This is a genomic window from Rhizobacter sp. P2_G4 (genome assembly GCF_056403575.1).
In genome coordinates, this window is the sequence record NZ_JBFUFG010000004.1 from 106,507 (window position 1) to 121,742 (window position 15,236).

The following is a 15,236-nucleotide window of genomic DNA, read 5'->3' on the forward strand; positions in this document are numbered from 1 at the left end:
AGAAGGCAAAGAAAGGCGACCCCGACGGGTGCGGTCCGGCTAGGGCCGGACTGCTCTGCGGTGCTCGGTGTTTGGGGCCTCGCGCCGAACTCGCTACGCGGCCTGTGGCCGCTGCGCTCAGACAGCCGCGCGAAGTCAGTTGACGAAGCGTGCTGCGCACGCGGCCCCAAACCCCTGCGCTCCTCGACGCCCCCCACGGGGCCCGAAGAGCAATGCGGTCGTTTGCTGCGCAAACATTCCCTGTCCACGCCTCGCTTCGCCTCGGCGCCAGGGCGCGCAGCAGCCCGAAGCGTCATCGAGACGATGCGCAGCGAGACGAGCGGTGGGGTACTTCGAACAGGTGTGCCGTGGTCCGGGTCTATCCGCAGGCGACAAGTCGCGGAAGGAAGCATCCGAAGCGGTACAGCAAAGTGGAGAGCGTCTTTGCTTTGGTTACTTTCATTTGACGCGACAAATGAAAGTGACACGCCCGCCGGGGCGGATTCCCGGCGCACCCGCCGGCAGGCAGAAGAAACACACACGCGAAGCGGCAAACACAACAGGCAGAGCCAAAAAATCAGTAGCTCCGCCCCCCTTTGAACTGCGCCTTCGTCGTCCGAACCCGCCCCGCCGCTTTCTCAATAGCAGCAAACGACCTCGCCGCATGCGCATGGCAAACCGCCAGCCCCAAGGCATCGGCCGCATCCTTACCCGGCAAGCCAGGCAGCTTCAGCAGCCGTTTCACCATCTCCTGCACCTGCTCCTTGCGAGCATGCCCCGCCCCCACGATGGCTTTCTTCATCTGCAAGGCGGTGTACTCCGCCACCTCGATGTCGCATGACACCAGCCCGGTGATCGCCGCGCCGCGTGCCTGGCCGAGCAGCAGCGTGCTTTGCGGGTTGACGTTGACGAACACGATCTCGATGGATGCGCAGTGCGGCTGGTAGCGCGCCGCGAGTTCGCGGATGCCGTCGTAGATCACCTTCAGGCGCAGCGGCAGTTGACCGCTGTCGACGGCATCGGTCTTGATGGTGCCGCTGGCGACGTAGTGCAGTTCGCTGCCTTCAACGTCGATGACACCGAAGCCCGTCGTGCGCAGCGCGGGGTCGATGCCGAGGACTCTCATGTGCCGAAGTACCAGTGAACGGAATGGAAGAAAACGGGCGCGGCGAAACAGAGCGGAGCCACGCGATCCAGCAACCCCACCGCGCCGGTAACCGACGCGCGGCTGCCCCAATGCCGCACGCCGGCGTCGCGCTTGAGCGCCTGCATCACCAGCGCGCCCATCGTGCCGCAGCCCCCGGCGACGAAGCCGATGAAGACGGCCTGCGGGGCCTTGAAGGGCGTGATCCAGAACAGCAGACCGCCGGCCAAGCCACCGACGAGTGAGCCGAGGAGCCAGGCTCGCCACGAGAAGCTGCGGCTGATCTGGCGTGCGGCTGGCCGAGCGCGCAGGCGCTGTGTCGCGGACTGTTGAGCGACCTGCGCGCTGACCACCACGACCACCAGGTAGAGCACGAGAAAGGCGCCGCGGTCCTCGTAGTTGGGAAACTCCAGCAGCAGCAGCGCTGGCGCATGGCTCATGCCGTAGACGCAGACCATCGTGCCCCATTGGATTTTTGCTGCGCGTTCGAGAAAGCGCGTGGGGTCGTTGCCGAACACCGCCAGGATGGGCAGGGCCGCGAACGCGTAGACCGGGATGAACACGCTGAAGAGATCGAAGTACTGCCCGCCGGCCAGGAAGTACTGCACCGGCAACACGAAGAAGAACGCCGCCAGCAGCGCGCGGTGGTCGCCGCGGCGCGTGTGGGTGAGCGTGATGAACTCGCGCAGCGCGAGGAAAGACACCACCGCGAACAGCAGCGTGGACACGAAGGCGCCGGTGGCCCACGCGATCCAGAACAGCACGGTGCCCACCCACAGCGCGCGCAGGTCGTGCCGCATGGCGTCGTAGCTGGCCTGCTTGTCTTCCGGCATCGAGCGCAGCGACTTGGCAAACGCGGCCACCGTGGCGAACGAGAGCACGCCGAACACGATGACGAACAGCAGCGCGATCTGCTGCGAGACGGTGAGGCTGCGCAACCAGCTGCCCATCACACGGCTCCCGAGGTGTGCAGTGCCATCACGCAGCCACCTTGGACAACGCGACGACGGCGTCACGCGCCCGCGCCAGGAACACGCGCTTGTCTTCGCCCGGCTCCAGCTTCAGCGGCGCACCGAAGGTCACGGTGCAGAGAATCGGCACCGGCACCACTTCGCCCTTGGGCATCACGCGCTGCACGTTGTCGATCCACGCGGGGATCAGCTGCACGTCGGGGAACTGCTCGGCCAGGTGGTACAGGCCGGCCTTGAAGGCCTGTGGCTCGCCCTTGTTGCCGCGCGTGCCTTCGGGAAAGATGACGAGCGAATCGCCGTTGCGCAGCGCATCGGCCAGGGGTTCGAGCGGGTCTTCGTCCTCCGTGCGCACGCGGCTCACGTAGACGGCATTGAACACCTCGCGCGTGAGCCAGTGCTTGAAGGGCGAAGCCGTCCAGTAATCGCGCGCCGCGATAGGCCGCGTTTGCGCGCGCAGGTCACGAGGCAGCGCCGCCCAGATCAGCACCCAGTCGAAGTGGCTCTGGTGGTTGGCGAAGTAGATGCGCTGCTCGGCCTTGGGCGGGCTGCCGTACCAGTGCCCCTGCGCGCCGGTGATCAGGCGTGCAAGGAAGGCCAGCAGCAGGCCGGCGGCCTCGGGACGCGTCATACCGGGGGCAAGAGCGAAGCGACCGGGGGGCGGTGCATCACCTCAGTGTCTGAAATGACGAACACCTGTCAGCACCATCGCGATGCCATGCTCGTTGGCCGCACCGATCACCTCTTCGTCGCGCATGCTGCCACCGGGGTGGATCACGCTGGTGGCGCCCGCCTTGACGAGCTCGTCCAGCGTGTCGCGGAACGGGAAGAAGGCGTCGCTCGCGACAGCAGAGCCCTTCAGCGACAGCCCGGCAGCCTCGGCCTTGATGCCAGCGATGCGTGCCGAGTCCAGCCGGCTCATCTGGCCAGCGCCAACGCCGAGTGTCATGCCGCCAGCACAGAACACGATGGCATTGCTCTTCACGTACTTGCCCACCGTCCAGGCGAAGAGCATGTCTTGCAGCTGCTGTGGTGTGGGCTGCGCCTTGGTGACCACCTTCAGATCGGACAGCTTCAGTTCGTGGTTGTCGGCGCTCTGGATCAAGAGGCCCGAGCCCACGCGCTTCACGTCCTGGGCGTTGCGACCTTGTTCCCACGCGCTGGCGCCGCCCTTGGGCAACGCAATCTGCAGCACGCGCACATTCTTCTTGACCGCGAAGATGGCCAGCGCCTCGGGCGTGAAGGAGGGCGCAATCATCACTTCCATGAAGAGCTGCGTGACCTGCTCCGCGGTGGCGCCGTCGACCTCGGTGTTGAAAGCGATGATGCCGCCGAACGCCGACGTCCGGTCGGTCTTCAAGGCCTTGGCATACGCCTCCGCCGCATTGGCGCCCAGGGCCACGCCGCAGGGGTTGGCGTGCTTGACGATCACGCAGGCCGGGTTGTCGAAGCTCTTCACGCACTCCCACGCCGCATCGGCATCGGCGATGTTGTTGTACGACAGCTCCTTGCCTTGCAATTGCTTGGCCGTCACGAGTGAGCCGGGCGCGGGGTGCAGGTCGCGATAGAAGGCTGCGGTCTGGTGCGGGTTCTCGCCGTAGCGCAGGTCCTGCAGCTTCACGAAGCGGGCGTTGCTCTGCGCGGGGAATTCGCTGCGCGAGCCGTCGGCTTGCAGCGACGAGAGGTAGTCGCTGATGGCTGCGTCGTAGTTCGAGATGCGGTTGAAGGCGGCCACCGACAACGCGAACTTGGTCTCCTTGCTGACGCTCTGGGTGGCCTTCAACTCGGCAAGCACCTGCCCGTACTGCGAGGCATCGGTGAGCACCGCCACGTCTTTCCAGTTCTTGGCGGCCGATCTCACCATCGCCGGGCCGCCGATGTCGATGTTCTCGATGGCGTCTTCCAGCGTGCAGCCGGGTTTGGCGACGGTGGCTTCGAAGGGGTAGAGGTTCACGCACAGGATGTCGATGGTCGAGATGCCGTGCTGCTCGATCGCCGCCATGTGCTCGGGCAGGTCTCGCCGTGCCAGCAGGCCGCCGTGGATCGTCGGGTGCAGCGTCTTCACGCGGCCGTCGAGCATCTCGGGGAAACCGGTGTGCTCGGCCACCTCGGTGACCGGCAGGCCGGCATCGGCCAGCAGCTTGGCGGTGCCGCCGGTGGACAGCAGCTTGACGCCCAGCGCATGCAGCTCGCGCGCGAAATCGAGCACGCCGGTTTTGTCGGAGACGGAGATCAGGGCTTGCATGGTGGCCTTCATTTGACGAGCTTGTGATCGAGCAGTTTGCGACGCAGCGTGTTGCGGTTGATGCCCAGCCATTCGGCGGCGCGACTCTGGTTGTTGTCGGCGTGTTTCATCACCACGTCGAGCAGCGGTTTCTCGACGACCTTCAGGATCATCTCGTACATCGCCGTCGGCTCCACGCCGCGCAAGTCCTTGAAGTAGGCCTCCAGGCTGTCGCGCACGCATTCCTCGATATGTTTTTTGCTCATGCTTCTTGTTCGATGAGATCGTCGTGAGTTGCCTGACGGGTCGTCGGCAGTCTGTGGTGTGTGTCGGCCAGTTGGTCGAACCAGTCGTTCACTGCGCGGACCTGCGTGTCACAGGTTTCCAGCGTGTTCATGAAATCGCGAAAGCTTTCGCCGCCCGGCAAGGCGCGCACTGCCCAGCCGATGTGCTTGCGCGCCGTGCGCACGCCGGCGAATTCGCCATACAGGCCGTAGTGCTCGTGCAGGTGCTCGAGCAGCCATTGCTTGGCTTGCCGCACTTCGGGCGCGGGCAGGTGTTCGCCGGTTTCGAGAAAGTGCCCAATCTCGCGAAAGATCCAGGGCCGGCCCTGTGCCGCGCGCCCAATCATGATTGCGTCGGCACCGGTTGCGGCCAGCACCTCGCGCGCTTTCTCGGGGCTGTCGATGTCGCCATTGGCCACCACCGGAATCTGCAGCGCGGCTTTGACGGCGGAGATGGTGTCGTACTCGGCGTGGCCCTTGTAGCCCTGCTCGCGCGTGCGGCCGTGCACCGTGACCATCGCCACGCCGGCCTGCTCGGCAGCGCGTGCGATGCGCACTGCGTTGCGCTCGGCCTGGCACCAGCCGGTGCGCATCTTCAAGGTGACCGGCACGCGGTGCGGCTGGCAGGCGGCGACCACGGCCCCGATGATCGCGAGCGCCAGCGGCTCGTCCTGCATCAGCGCGGAGCCGGCCCACTTGGTGCAGACCTTCTTGGCCGGGCAGCCCATGTTGATGTCGATGATCTGCGCGCCGCGCTCGATGTTGTAGGCCGCGGCCTCGGCCATCATCGCGGGCTCGGTGCCGGCGATCTGCACCGCAATGGGTGCGACCTCGCCGTCATGGTTGGCGCGGCGCGAGGTCTTCAGGCTGTTCCACAGATCCTTGCGCGAGGTGACCATCTCGCTCACCGCGTAGCCCGCGCCCAGGCGTTTGCACAGCTGGCGAAAAGGCCTGTCGGTCACGCCCGCCATCGGGGCGGCGAACAGACGGTTCGCCAGTGGAATATGGCCGATGTGCATGGCGGGCGGGGAGGGGTGGGGCCGCGAGAGGGGCTGCTCAAAAAGGAGGCAGAGTATAGCGCCGGGACAAGTCGTCGCCACCCCTAAAACGCACTGCGCATAATGCCGGCCGATGGAAGCATGGATCGACTCGCTGCTCGCTTTGCTCGCGCTGCCCAGATTCGGACTGAGCACGATCTTCGTCGTCGCTTTTATCTCAGCCACCTTGTTGCCGTTGGCCGCCGAGCCGGCGCTGTTCGGCCTGGTCAAGCTCAACCCGGAGATGTTCTGGCCAGCTGTGCTCGTGGCATCCGTCGGCAACACGCTGGGCGGCATGGTCACCTGGTGGATGGGCTACGGCGCCGAGCGCGCCTACGAGAAAGTGGCGCACCACCCGCCACGGGCTCGCGCATTGGCGTGGCTGGAGCGCTTCGGCCCCAAGGCCTGCCTGTTGTCGTGGCTGCCGCTTGTCGGCGATCCGCTGTGCGCGGTGGCTGGCTGGCTGCGCCTGCCCTTCTGGCCCTGCGTTTTCTACATGGGCGTCGGCAAGTTGCTGCGTTACGTGATGATGACGGCGGTGCTGCTGTGGTTCTGGCCGGGGCAGTTCACGCCCTGATCGCGTGGCGGCTCAACGTGAGCAGAATTGCCGGATAGTTGCCAGATTGTGGGCAGTTGCCGACCGCGCGCGGCATGTCTCTGCGGTTTGCCTGTGGCACGATGAAACAGCTTGTTTCTACCGAGGATTCACCGTGTCAGTGCAGCATCTCGAACCTGTCTTGTTGTGTCGCACTGATCGGAGGCAATCGTGAGCCGCGCTTCATCGGCCCCGGCGGCGAAACGGGCCCCGTCTGCAAAGTCGGGCAACGCGGGAGCGGCTGACAAAGCGAACAAGGCAGACATTGCGGGCAAAGCCACCAAGCTGGTGAAGGCCGGCAGCAAGAAGAAGTCTTCAGCCCAGGCGGTACCGGTTGTCGAGAAGGACAGTTGGTTGCAGCGGCTCAAGCGCTTTCGCTTCAGCTTCAAACGCAAGGGCTTCAACATCCAGGTGCTCCTCGAAGACCCGGCCAAGCACATCGCGGAGATCAAGCGTGAATCCGCGGCTGCCGAGATATCTGAGGCTGCCACGCTGAACGCGGCCCTGAAGGGTGTGCTGGATCGCCACCCGACATCGCGTTCGGTGCTGGTGCACCTCGGGCTGCTCGAGAAAGCCATGAGCCGGCACGGCCTGAAGGCACTCGACGACATGCCGGCCGACATCCTCCAGCGTGCCATGTCGCAGTTCGACACGCTGGTGTCCGATTGGTCACCGGCTCCACTGGCGGCCCTGCGCGCCAAGATCAAGACCGTGTTGCTGGCCCACGAACGCGCCAATGACCACCGCAGCACCGCACAGCGCCTGTCCGACTTTCACGACGACAAGCGCATGCACGTGGCCGAGGCCAGCGTGACCACCTTCATGGAGGCCAACGCGGAGTGGGAGAAGTCGTTCACCGGGCAGAGGCTGAGTGCTGAGGTGAAGTAAACGCTGCGTGGAGCGGAAATGAAAAAGGGGCGCCGCGGCGCCCCTTGTCACGCGTGCACGAACTGGTCGCTCAGGCAGCCTTGCGCACTGCGCGCTTGGCAACTGACTTGACGGCCGGTTTGGCCAGGGTCTTCGCTGCAGGCTTGGCAACCGTCTTTGCCGCGGGCTTCTTCGCAGAGGCCGTGCCACCGAGCTTGGCCACCTGGGCGCTCAACTCGTCGATGCGCTTGGAGAGTGCGGCCACATCCTTCGCGCTCGGCACGCCCAGCTTGCCGAGGGCGCGGGCGGTGCGTTCTTCGAAGATGGATTCGAGCTTGTCCCAGTGCTGCCCAGCCTTGGCCGTCACATCGCCGGCCATGCCGCTCATCTTGCTGGCCACTTCGCCGAGCTTTTCTTCGGCCACGGTTTGCGTTTTCTTCTGGATGGTCACGCCTTCCTTGACCAGCGCCTCGAACACCTTGCCGCCTTCTTCCTGTGCCTTGGAGAAAGCGCCCAGGCCGGCGAGCCAGATCTGCTGGGCCGAGTCTTTCACTGTGCTGGCGAACTGGCCGTCGAGCAGGCCTGCTGCCGATGCGCTCTTCTTGTCCGCCATCTGTTTGAGTTTCTTGACCATGGTCTCTTTCGGTTGAGTGGATGAGTGAATGCGCGCTGCGCGGGGTGGCGTCGACTATAGGAGCGGCCCACCGCGCACGCACCGGGTTTCTCTAGTGAGCGATCTCTATGGCCGCCTCGGGGTAAGCGCGCAGCAAGGCCGGTGAGGGTTTGGTCAAGAATGCCGCACACCAACGCGCACCCAGGAGGCATGCATGCAGTACTTCGTGACCGGAGCCACCGGCTTCATCGGCAAGCGGCTCGTCAAGACCCTGCTGCAGCGACGCGGTGCCACGGTGCACTTTCTGCTTCGTGCCGAGAGCGAATCGAAGGTGGCCGACCTGCTCGACTACTGGGGCGTGACCGCAGCGCGCGCCGTGCCGGTGTATGGCGACCTGACGAGCAAGAAGCTGGGCGTGTCGGCCGACGCAATCAAGAAGCTCAAGGGCCATGTCGATCACGTCTACCACCTCGCGGCCGTGTACGACCTGAAGGCGGACGAAGAGTCGCAGGTGCAGGTGAACATCGAAGGCACGCGCAACCTGGTGGAGTTTGCGAAGGCCGTCGACGCCGGCCACCTGCACCATGTGAGCAGCATCGCCGCGGCCGGCCTGTACGAAGGCGTGTTCCGTGAAGACATGTTCGACGAGGCCGAGGGCCTCGACCACCCGTACTTCATGACCAAGCACGAGAGCGAGAAGATCGTGCGCAAGGAGAGCAAGACGCCGTGGACGGTGTACCGCCCGGCGCTCGTGGTGGGCGACTCGGCCACCGGCGAGATGGACAAGATCGACGGCCCGTACTACTTCTTCAAGCTGATCCAGCGCATGCGGCAGTTGCTGCCGCCGTGGATGCCCAGCATCGGCCTCGAAGGCGGGCGCATCAACATCGTGCCGGTCGACTTCGTCGTCAGCGCGCTCGATCACATCAGCCACCAGAAGGCAGCGATCGACAAGAAATGCTTCCACCTCGTCGACCCCGAGGGCTACCGCGTGGGCGACGTGCTCGACGTGTTCAGCAAGGCCGCGCACGCACCGAAGATGAACGTGTTCATCAACGCCGCGCTCTTGGGCTTCATCCCCAAGAGCATCAAGAAGGGGCTGATGGCGCTGGCACCGGTGCGCCGGGTGCGCAATGCGGTGATGAAGGACCTGGGCCTCCCAGAAGACATCCTGACCTTCATCAACTACCCCACGCGCTTCGATTGCCGCGAGATGCAGGCCGCGCTCAAGGGCAGCGGCATCGCCTGCCCGCACCTGCCCGACTACGCGTGGCGCCTGTGGGATTACTGGGAGCGGCATCTCGACCCGGCCCTCAAGATCGATCACAGCCTGCGCGGCACGGTGGGCGGCAAGGTGGTGCTGGTGACGGGCGGTTCGTCGGGCATCGGCCTGGCGGCGGCGATCAAGTTTGCCGAGGCCGGTGCGATCACCGTCATCTGCGCGCGCGACGAGGCCAAGCTCGCCGAAGCCAAGAAGGAGATCCTGGCCGCCGCCGGCAAGGACGCCAAGGTGGCGACCTTCTCGTCCGACATCGCCGACGAAGCCAGCTGCCGCGAGCTGATCGACTGGCTGACCGAAACCTACGGCGGCGTCGACTTCCTGATCAACAACGCCGGCCGCTCGATCCGCCGCGCCATCGAGAGCAGCTACGACCGCTTCCACGATTTCGAGCGCACGATGCAGCTCAACTACTTCGGTTGCCTGCGGGTGACCATGGGGCTGCTGCCCGGCATGGTGGCCAAGCGAAAGGGACACATCGTCAACATCAGCTCGATCGGCGTGCTGACGAACGCGCCTCGCTTCTCGGCCTACGTGGCCAGCAAGGCCGCGCTCGACGCGTGGACGCGCTGCGCCTCGAGCGAGTACGCCGACACCGGCATCACCTTCACCACCATCAACATGCCGCTGGTGCGCACGCCGATGATCGCGCCCACGCAGATCTACAAGAACGTGCCAACGCTCGCGCCCGAAGAGGCCGCCGACATGATCGCCGAGGCCTGCGTCTACAAGCCGGTGCGCATCGCCACCCGCCTGGGCATCTCGGGCGAGGTGCTGCACGCGCTGTTGCCGCGGGTGGCGCAGATCGTGATGAACACCAGCTTCCGCATGTTCCCCGACAGCTCTGCAGCCAAGGGCGACAAGAGCGCCAAGCCGACACTGTCACCTGAGGCGGTGGCCTTGCAGCAGATGATGCGGGGCATTCACTTCTGAGCTCAGGGGCGACAATGCGGCATGCGCATCGAAGACATTCGCCAGCGCCTGCGCGCCGCGGGTGCCAAACCCGTTCACGAGCAGCGCGTGCTGCGCCTGTGGGCGCAAGCCAAGCCGCAAGACAGCGGCCGCCGCCGGCCTGAAGACTTCCTGCCGCAAAGCGTGCGCGAGGTCTTGCCCGCGCTGACCGAGGAGCTGCAGGGTCTCGCGACGCTGAGTTCCGAGCACCCGGGTGAAGACGGCTCCGCGCGCCTGCTGGTGCAGCTGGCCGATGGCCAGGCGGTCGAGAGCGTGCTGTTGCCGCGAGACGGCTTGTGCGTCTCGACGCAAGTGGGCTGCGCGGTCGGCTGCGTGTTCTGCATGACCGGCCGCGAAGGCCTGTTGCGCCAGGTGGGCAGCGCCGAGATCGTGGCGCAGGTGGCGCTCGCGCGCACCCGGCGCGAGGTCAAGAAGGTGGTGTTCATGGGCATGGGCGAGCCGGCGCACAACCTCGACAACGTGCTCGAAGCCATCGAGTTGCTCGGCACCGCGGGGGCCATCGGTCACAAGAACCTCGTCTTCTCGACGGTGGGCGACCCGCGCGTGTTCGAGCGCTTGCCGCTGGGCGTGGTGAAGCCCGCGCTGGCCTTGTCGCTGCATTCCACGCGCCCCGAGCTGCGAGCGCAGCTGATGCCTCGTGCGCCGCGCATGGACCCGGCCGATCTGGTGGAGCAGGGCGAGCGCTATGCACGCGCCACCGGCTACCCGGTGCAGTACCAGTGGACGCTGCTGGAAGGCGTCAACGACAGCGAGGCCGAGCTGGATGGCATCGTGCGCCTGCTGCGCGGCAAGTACGCAGTAATGAACATGATCCCGTACAACACCATCGACGGGCTGGACTTCAAGCGCCCGTCGTGGGAAGCGGCGGCCGCCATCGCGCGTTCGCTGCATCGGCGCGGCGTGTTGACCAAACTGCGCCATTCGGCGGGGCAAGACGTGGAGGGTGGCTGCGGCCAGCTTCGCGCGCGCGCCGTCTCGGCGTCGACGGCGCCGATCGCGCTGGTTCTGAAACCAGGCATCACCTCTCAGGCGAACAGTCCGATACCGAGGTGACAGCGGCAGGTCGAAGCGCTTCCTATACTGGTCCGTTACACCAGATGCACAGGAGACAGCCATGAGCAACGATCACCCCGGAACCGCCCTTCAACTCCGCTCCCTGGTCAAGACGACCGGCGAGCTCGAGCTCTCGCTGGCGGAGACCCCCATTCCCGAATTGGGGCCCGACGACGTGCTGGTGCGCATCGAGGCCGCGCCGATCAACCCGTCCGACCTGGGGCTGTTGTTCGGCCCGGCCGACATGAGCACGGCCAAGGCCTCGGGCACGGCGGCACGGCCGGTCATCACGGCCACCATTCCCGAGAAGTTGATGAAAGGCCTGGTGGCTCGGCTCGATGAGTCGATGCCGGTGGGCAACGAAGGCGCCGGCGTGGTCGTCAAGACCGGTTCGTCGGACGCGGCCAAGGCCTTGATGGGCAAGACGGTGGCCATCATCGGTGGCGCCACCTATGCGCAGTACCGCGCCATCAAGGCCCAGCAGTGCCTGGTATTGCCCGACGGCACCTCGCCTGCGGAAGGCGCTTCGTCCTTCGTCAACCCGCTCACCTCGCTCAGCATGGTCGAGGTGATGCGCCTCGAAGGCCACAAGGCGCTGGTGCACACCGCGGCGGCGTCGAACCTCGGGCAGATGCTCAACAAGATCTGCATCCAGGACGGCGTGGCCCTGGTCAACATCGTGCGCAAGCCCGAGCAGGAAGAGATTCTTCGCAAGATCGGTGCGAAGTACATCTGCAACGCCGCCTCGCCGGATTTCATGCGCGACCTGACCCAGGCCCTGGTGGAAACCGGCGCCACGCTGGCCTTCGACGCCATTGGCGGCGGCAAGCTGGCGAGCCAGATCCTCACCGGCATGGAAGCGGCAGCCAGCCTGACCGCCAAGGAATACAGCCGCTACGGCTCGGCCGTGCACAAGCAGGTCTACATCTACGGTGCACTCGACCGCAGCCCCACCGAGCTGGTCCGCAACTACGGCATGGCCTGGGGCGTGAACGGTTGGCTGCTGACACCCTTCCTGCAGAAGATCGGCTACCCCGCGGCGCAAAAGCTGCGCGAGCGCGTGGCGCGTGAACTCAAGACCACCTTCGCCAGCCACTACACCGCTGAGGTGTCATTGGCCGAGGCGCTGTCGCTCGACGCCATCGGCGCCTATGGCCTGCAGGCCACCGGCACCAAATACCTCATCAATCCGAACAAGGGCGCGTGAGGAACTGAGGGGCCTCAGGGCTTCTTGTCCTCGGCCCCCGGCTTGAGCCAGTGCGTGAGGATCGCTTCGGTCGGAATGTACAGGCGCGCCGTCACGCCCTTGCTCAGGCGGTCGTCGCCGGCCAGCTCGCCGTCGTCGACCCCCTTGAAGTTGTAGCCGAGAGACAGCACGATGCGGTGGTTGAGTTGCACGCTCAGCGTCGTGCCGAAGAGGTTTTCGGCAGGCAGTGTGTTGTCGATGTAGCGGCCGCCGTGGAAGGCGAGTTGCCAGCGCTTCGCGATCTGCTGGGTGGCGCGCAGCACCGTGAGGTTGGTGGTGCGCAGCTCCCCGGCGTTGTAGGAATCGTCGCGCGACCAGCGGCGCGCGCCGTGCAAGAGAAGCGTCAGCTCCTTGCGGGCTTGCCAGGTTCCCTCGCCGTAGACCACGCGCGCGCGGCGGTCGGCGACGCCTGGCTCGACGACGTTGTATTGCAGCGCCTCACGGCCCAGGAAGGTGTAGCGCCAGAAGGTGCTGAGCCGGCGTTCTTCCGGCTCCTGCCAGCCCCAGCCGACCGTGGCGTCACCCGAGTTCACCGGCACGTCGATTGACGTGTCGTGGGGCCGCACGGCGGTGAAACTACCACGCAACAGGCCGAGCGTGTTGCGCGTGAGCCGCTGGGTGTAGTCGATGCTCGCGAAGCCGCTGTTCTTGATCTGCGTGCGCACCAATTGCAGTTCGGTCAGGAACGCGTGGTTGGGGTAGTTGTTCTTGGACAGCCGCACGTCGAAGGTGGTCGACTTGACGGCGTTCTCGCCCGCGATCGGAATGCCCGACTCGATCAGCGACTGTGCCTTCCAGTGATCCCAGAACTCTTCGGTGTGCCGCCAGCCGAGGACCAACAACGCGTCCTTGTCGTCGATCAGGCTCTTCTGGCGGATCTGCGCGTAGACCATGCCATCGGGCGAGCCTTCGGGCGTCTCGGCACCGAACACGCGCTTGTAGGTGGTTCGCTCTTCAACGCCGGCGGACGACAACAGCCCGAGCTGCGTGGCCTCGCGCCAATAAAGCCGTGAGCCGCTCCAGCGGCCGCCGGGGCGGTAATCGGTACCGAACTCGGTGCGCGCTGACGCAAGCCGTTCGTCGCCGGGTGCCATGTCGGGCTTGATGGCTTGCTGATGTTGTGCACCAAAGGTCAGCCCCGGTGCCGCTTCCCACTGCGCCTGGATGCCGCCGAAGTTGGCGCGCGGTTTCGGGTCGGCCCAGTTCTCGCGCAAGGCGGTGTCTTCGAGCTGAGTGTGGCGAACGAAGCCCTCGACCCACAACTCCGACGAGCCGACACGCAGCCCTGTTTGCGCATCGGTGCGTTGCACGCCCACCGTGTCGTCATGCAGCTTCAGGCCGCGTGTGTTGAGCACGAAGCCGGGCGCAATTCTCGTGATGGCCGAGGCGCCGTTCTCGCGGCCGCTGCCATCGCGCTGGTTATAGAAGCGCAGCTGGTTGATGTTGCCGTCGTGCAGGAGCTCCCATGTGCGCGCCGGCTGGCCGGCTGCCGGGATGCCGACACCCGCGTTGGTCAGGATGCCGGTCTGCCGCTCATCGAGCGCCAGCGTCCAGCGCTTGCCGAGGTCGACCGTCTTGCGCTGGCCGAAGACGCGGTAGCGCCGCTCCGGGTTGGGGCCGAAGGCGTCGAGCAGCAGCTCGTCGAGAAACTCCTGCCATGAGTCGAGCGTTGTCTCGATGCGCTCGGAGATGGCGCCCATCGTGTTGTCGGGCGGCGTGGCAACGGGCTCGGCCGGCGCCGACGCTGCATCTTCAGGCGGTGCCACCGGCGGGTCTTGCGCCCAGGCCTCGCATGCGCCCACGCCCAGCATCACAGCCAGCGGGAGTCGGATGTAGAGATGTGCGCACATGCGCCGCGAGTTTGGCAGCGCGAACTGGCGCCATCTGTAGGAGGATGGCCCGCCGTCTTGACCGACCCCTACAATTTCGCATCCAACTCTGCCGGACGCCGCAGCCATGACCAACGAGCCCCCCTCCGCCCTTTCTCATACATCCGAGCTCGCCAACATCGCCCCGCGCGACAAGGCCGAGATCCTGGCGCAGGCGCTGCCGTACATCCGCAAGTTCCATGGCAAGACCATCGTCATCAAGTACGGCGGCAATGCGATGACCGATCCCGCACTGCAGCAAGACTTCGCCGAAGACGTGGTGCTGCTCAAGCTGGTGGGCATGAACCCGGTGGTGGTTCATGGCGGCGGCCCGCAGATCGAAGACGCGCTCGCCAAGATAGGCAAGAAAGGCACCTTCATCCAGGGCATGCGTGTGACCGATGAAGAGACGATGGAAGTGGTGGAGTGGGTGCTGGCCGGCCAAGTGCAGCAAGACATCGTCGGTCTGATCAACGTGGCCGGCGGCAAGGCGGTCGGTCTCACCGGCCGGGACGGCGGCCTCATCCGCGCGCACAAGCTCAGGCTCGTCGACCAGAAAGACCCGACCAAGGTGCACGATGTGGGGCAGGTCGGCGAAATCGAATCCATCGATCCGTCGGTGGTGAAGGCGCTGCAGGACGACCAGTTCATCCCCGTCATCTCGCCGCTGGGCTTCGGCTCGGAGAACGAGAACTACAACATCAATGCCGACGTCGTGGCCGGCAAGCTGGCCGAGGTGCTGAAGGCCGAGAAGCTGATCATGCTGACCAACATCCCGGGCGTGCTCGACAAGCAAGGCAAGCTGCTGACCAACCTCTCCGCGCGCGAGATCGATGAGCTGTTCGCCGACGGCACCATCAGCGGCGGCATGCTGCCCAAGATCGCTTCGGCGCTGGATGCGGCGAAGAATGGTGTGAACACGGTGCACATCATCGATGGCCGCGTGCCGCACGCAATGCTGCTGGAAATCCTGACCGAGCAGGCGTACGGCACCATGATCAGATCTCATTGATGGCCCCCCAGTCGCTGCGCTCCTGCCCCCAAGGGGCGCCGGCCAGTCCTTGGGGCGGCCCGGCGGACGGCCGTTGCTGGAGGAGGCACTTCGCT

Annotated in this window: 14 protein-coding genes; 6 read left to right on the forward strand and 8 right to left on the reverse strand. The window is 65.6% G+C overall.

What is annotated here, in order from left to right; translation table 11 throughout:
* Window positions 1-556: 556 nt before the first annotated feature.
* The 6 genes from ruvC to dusB are packed head-to-tail and all read right to left on the reverse strand — an operon-like array spanning window position 557 to window position 5,618.
* The gene (ruvC, locus tag AC1DYS_RS16565) at window positions 557-1,105 is read right to left on the reverse strand and encodes a crossover junction endodeoxyribonuclease RuvC (protein ID WP_477901042.1); all 549 of its coding nucleotides are present in this window, start codon (window positions 1,103-1,105) and stop codon (window positions 557-559) included.
* On the reverse strand, window positions 1,102-2,073 hold the full coding sequence (locus tag AC1DYS_RS16570) for a phosphatidate cytidylyltransferase (protein WP_477901044.1): 972 nt from the start codon (window positions 2,071-2,073) through the stop codon (window positions 1,102-1,104). Before AC1DYS_RS16570 ends, ruvC begins: the two co-directional genes overlap by 4 nt.
* A gap of 28 nt (window positions 2,074-2,101) precedes the next feature.
* Window positions 2,102-2,722 (reverse strand): lysophospholipid acyltransferase family protein, encoded by a 621-nt coding sequence (locus tag AC1DYS_RS16575; protein ID WP_477901046.1) that lies wholly within the window; start codon window positions 2,720-2,722, stop codon window positions 2,102-2,104.
* A gap of 42 nt (window positions 2,723-2,764) precedes the next feature.
* The gene (gene purH, locus AC1DYS_RS16580; RefSeq protein ID WP_477901048.1) at window positions 2,765-4,336 is read right to left on the reverse strand and encodes a bifunctional phosphoribosylaminoimidazolecarboxamide formyltransferase/IMP cyclohydrolase; all 1,572 of its coding nucleotides are present in this window, start codon (window positions 4,334-4,336) and stop codon (window positions 2,765-2,767) included.
* An 8-nt stretch (window positions 4,337-4,344) separates the two neighbouring features.
* Window positions 4,345-4,581: a Fis family transcriptional regulator gene (locus tag AC1DYS_RS16585; RefSeq protein ID WP_047493747.1), complete on the reverse strand. Its 237-nt coding sequence runs from the start codon at window positions 4,579-4,581 to the stop codon at window positions 4,345-4,347.
* Complete coding sequence (dusB, locus tag AC1DYS_RS16590; RefSeq protein ID WP_477901051.1) at window positions 4,578-5,618, reverse strand: tRNA dihydrouridine synthase DusB; 1,041 nt, start codon at window positions 5,616-5,618, stop codon at window positions 4,578-4,580. The genes AC1DYS_RS16585 and dusB overlap by 4 nt, the downstream gene beginning before the upstream one ends.
* Before the next feature lie 112 nt (window positions 5,619-5,730).
* Between dusB and AC1DYS_RS16595 the strand changes: the two genes are divergently transcribed.
* Both AC1DYS_RS16595 and AC1DYS_RS16600 read left to right on the forward strand, forming a co-directional pair.
* The gene (locus AC1DYS_RS16595; RefSeq protein WP_477901053.1) at window positions 5,731-6,213 is read left to right on the forward strand and encodes a YqaA family protein; all 483 of its coding nucleotides are present in this window, start codon (window positions 5,731-5,733) and stop codon (window positions 6,211-6,213) included.
* 189 nt (window positions 6,214-6,402) lie between these two features.
* Complete coding sequence (locus AC1DYS_RS16600; protein WP_477901055.1) at window positions 6,403-7,119, forward strand: hypothetical protein; 717 nt, start codon at window positions 6,403-6,405, stop codon at window positions 7,117-7,119.
* Window positions 7,120-7,189: 70 nt separating this feature from the next.
* On the opposite strand, the gene AC1DYS_RS16605 is transcribed toward AC1DYS_RS16600, so the two are convergent.
* Window positions 7,190-7,732, reverse strand: a complete 543-nt coding sequence (locus AC1DYS_RS16605; protein WP_477901057.1) for a phasin family protein — start codon at window positions 7,730-7,732, stop codon at window positions 7,190-7,192.
* 193 nt (window positions 7,733-7,925) lie between these two features.
* On the opposite strand from AC1DYS_RS16605, the gene AC1DYS_RS16610 reads away from it, so the two are divergent.
* The 3 genes from AC1DYS_RS16610 to AC1DYS_RS16620 all read left to right on the forward strand — a co-directional run bounded on the left by AC1DYS_RS16610 (window position 7,926) and on the right by AC1DYS_RS16620 (window position 12,222).
* Window positions 7,926-9,923: an SDR family oxidoreductase gene (locus AC1DYS_RS16610; protein WP_477901059.1), complete on the forward strand. Its 1,998-nt coding sequence runs from the start codon at window positions 7,926-7,928 to the stop codon at window positions 9,921-9,923.
* Between the two features lie 21 nt (window positions 9,924-9,944).
* The gene (locus tag AC1DYS_RS16615) at window positions 9,945-11,015 is read left to right on the forward strand and encodes an RNA methyltransferase (protein ID WP_477901061.1); all 1,071 of its coding nucleotides are present in this window, start codon (window positions 9,945-9,947) and stop codon (window positions 11,013-11,015) included.
* 61 nt (window positions 11,016-11,076) lie between these two features.
* Window positions 11,077-12,222: a zinc-binding dehydrogenase gene (locus tag AC1DYS_RS16620; RefSeq protein ID WP_477901063.1), complete on the forward strand. Its 1,146-nt coding sequence runs from the start codon at window positions 11,077-11,079 to the stop codon at window positions 12,220-12,222.
* Window positions 12,223-12,236: 14 nt separating this feature from the next.
* On the opposite strand, the gene AC1DYS_RS16625 is transcribed toward AC1DYS_RS16620, so the two are convergent.
* Window positions 12,237-14,111: a hypothetical protein gene (locus tag AC1DYS_RS16625; RefSeq protein ID WP_477901065.1), complete on the reverse strand. Its 1,875-nt coding sequence runs from the start codon at window positions 14,109-14,111 to the stop codon at window positions 12,237-12,239.
* Window positions 14,112-14,217: 106 nt separating this feature from the next.
* Between AC1DYS_RS16625 and argB the strand changes: the two genes are divergently transcribed.
* Window positions 14,218-15,141 carry an acetylglutamate kinase gene (argB, locus tag AC1DYS_RS16630; protein ID WP_477901067.1) on the forward strand — a complete coding sequence of 308 codons (924 nt, stop codon included), beginning with the start codon at window positions 14,218-14,220 and terminating at the stop codon, window positions 15,139-15,141.
* The last annotated feature ends 95 nt before the right edge of the window (window positions 15,142-15,236 follow it).

What these genes read in the sequence shown, in the direction of transcription:
- ruvC (WP_477901042.1), bottom strand. Translation starts at nt 1,105, where the DNA reads ATGAGAGTCCTCGGCATCGACCCCGCGCTGCGCACGACGGGCTTCGGT.
- AC1DYS_RS16570 (WP_477901044.1), bottom strand. Translation starts at nt 2,073, where the DNA reads ATGGGCAGCTGGTTGCGCAGCCTCACCGTCTCGCAGCAGATCGCGCTG.
- AC1DYS_RS16575 (WP_477901046.1), bottom strand. Translation starts at nt 2,722, where the DNA reads ATGACGCGTCCCGAGGCCGCCGGCCTGCTGCTGGCCTTCCTTGCACGC.
- purH (WP_477901048.1), bottom strand. Translation starts at nt 4,336, where the DNA reads ATGCAAGCCCTGATCTCCGTCTCCGACAAAACCGGCGTGCTCGATTTC.
- AC1DYS_RS16585 (WP_047493747.1), bottom strand. Translation starts at nt 4,581, where the DNA reads ATGAGCAAAAAACATATCGAGGAATGCGTGCGCGACAGCCTGGAGGCC.
- dusB (WP_477901051.1), bottom strand. Translation starts at nt 5,618, where the DNA reads ATGCACATCGGCCATATTCCACTGGCGAACCGTCTGTTCGCCGCCCCG.
- AC1DYS_RS16595 (WP_477901053.1), top strand. Translation starts at nt 5,731, where the DNA reads ATGGAAGCATGGATCGACTCGCTGCTCGCTTTGCTCGCGCTGCCCAGA.
- AC1DYS_RS16605 (WP_477901057.1), bottom strand. Translation starts at nt 7,732, where the DNA reads ATGGTCAAGAAACTCAAACAGATGGCGGACAAGAAGAGCGCATCGGCA.
- AC1DYS_RS16610 (WP_477901059.1), top strand. Translation starts at nt 7,926, where the DNA reads ATGCAGTACTTCGTGACCGGAGCCACCGGCTTCATCGGCAAGCGGCTC.
- AC1DYS_RS16615 (WP_477901061.1), top strand. Translation starts at nt 9,945, where the DNA reads ATGCGCATCGAAGACATTCGCCAGCGCCTGCGCGCCGCGGGTGCCAAA.
- AC1DYS_RS16620 (WP_477901063.1), top strand. Translation starts at nt 11,077, where the DNA reads ATGAGCAACGATCACCCCGGAACCGCCCTTCAACTCCGCTCCCTGGTC.
- AC1DYS_RS16625 (WP_477901065.1), bottom strand. Translation starts at nt 14,111, where the DNA reads ATGTGCGCACATCTCTACATCCGACTCCCGCTGGCTGTGATGCTGGGC.
- argB (WP_477901067.1), top strand. Translation starts at nt 14,218, where the DNA reads ATGACCAACGAGCCCCCCTCCGCCCTTTCTCATACATCCGAGCTCGCC.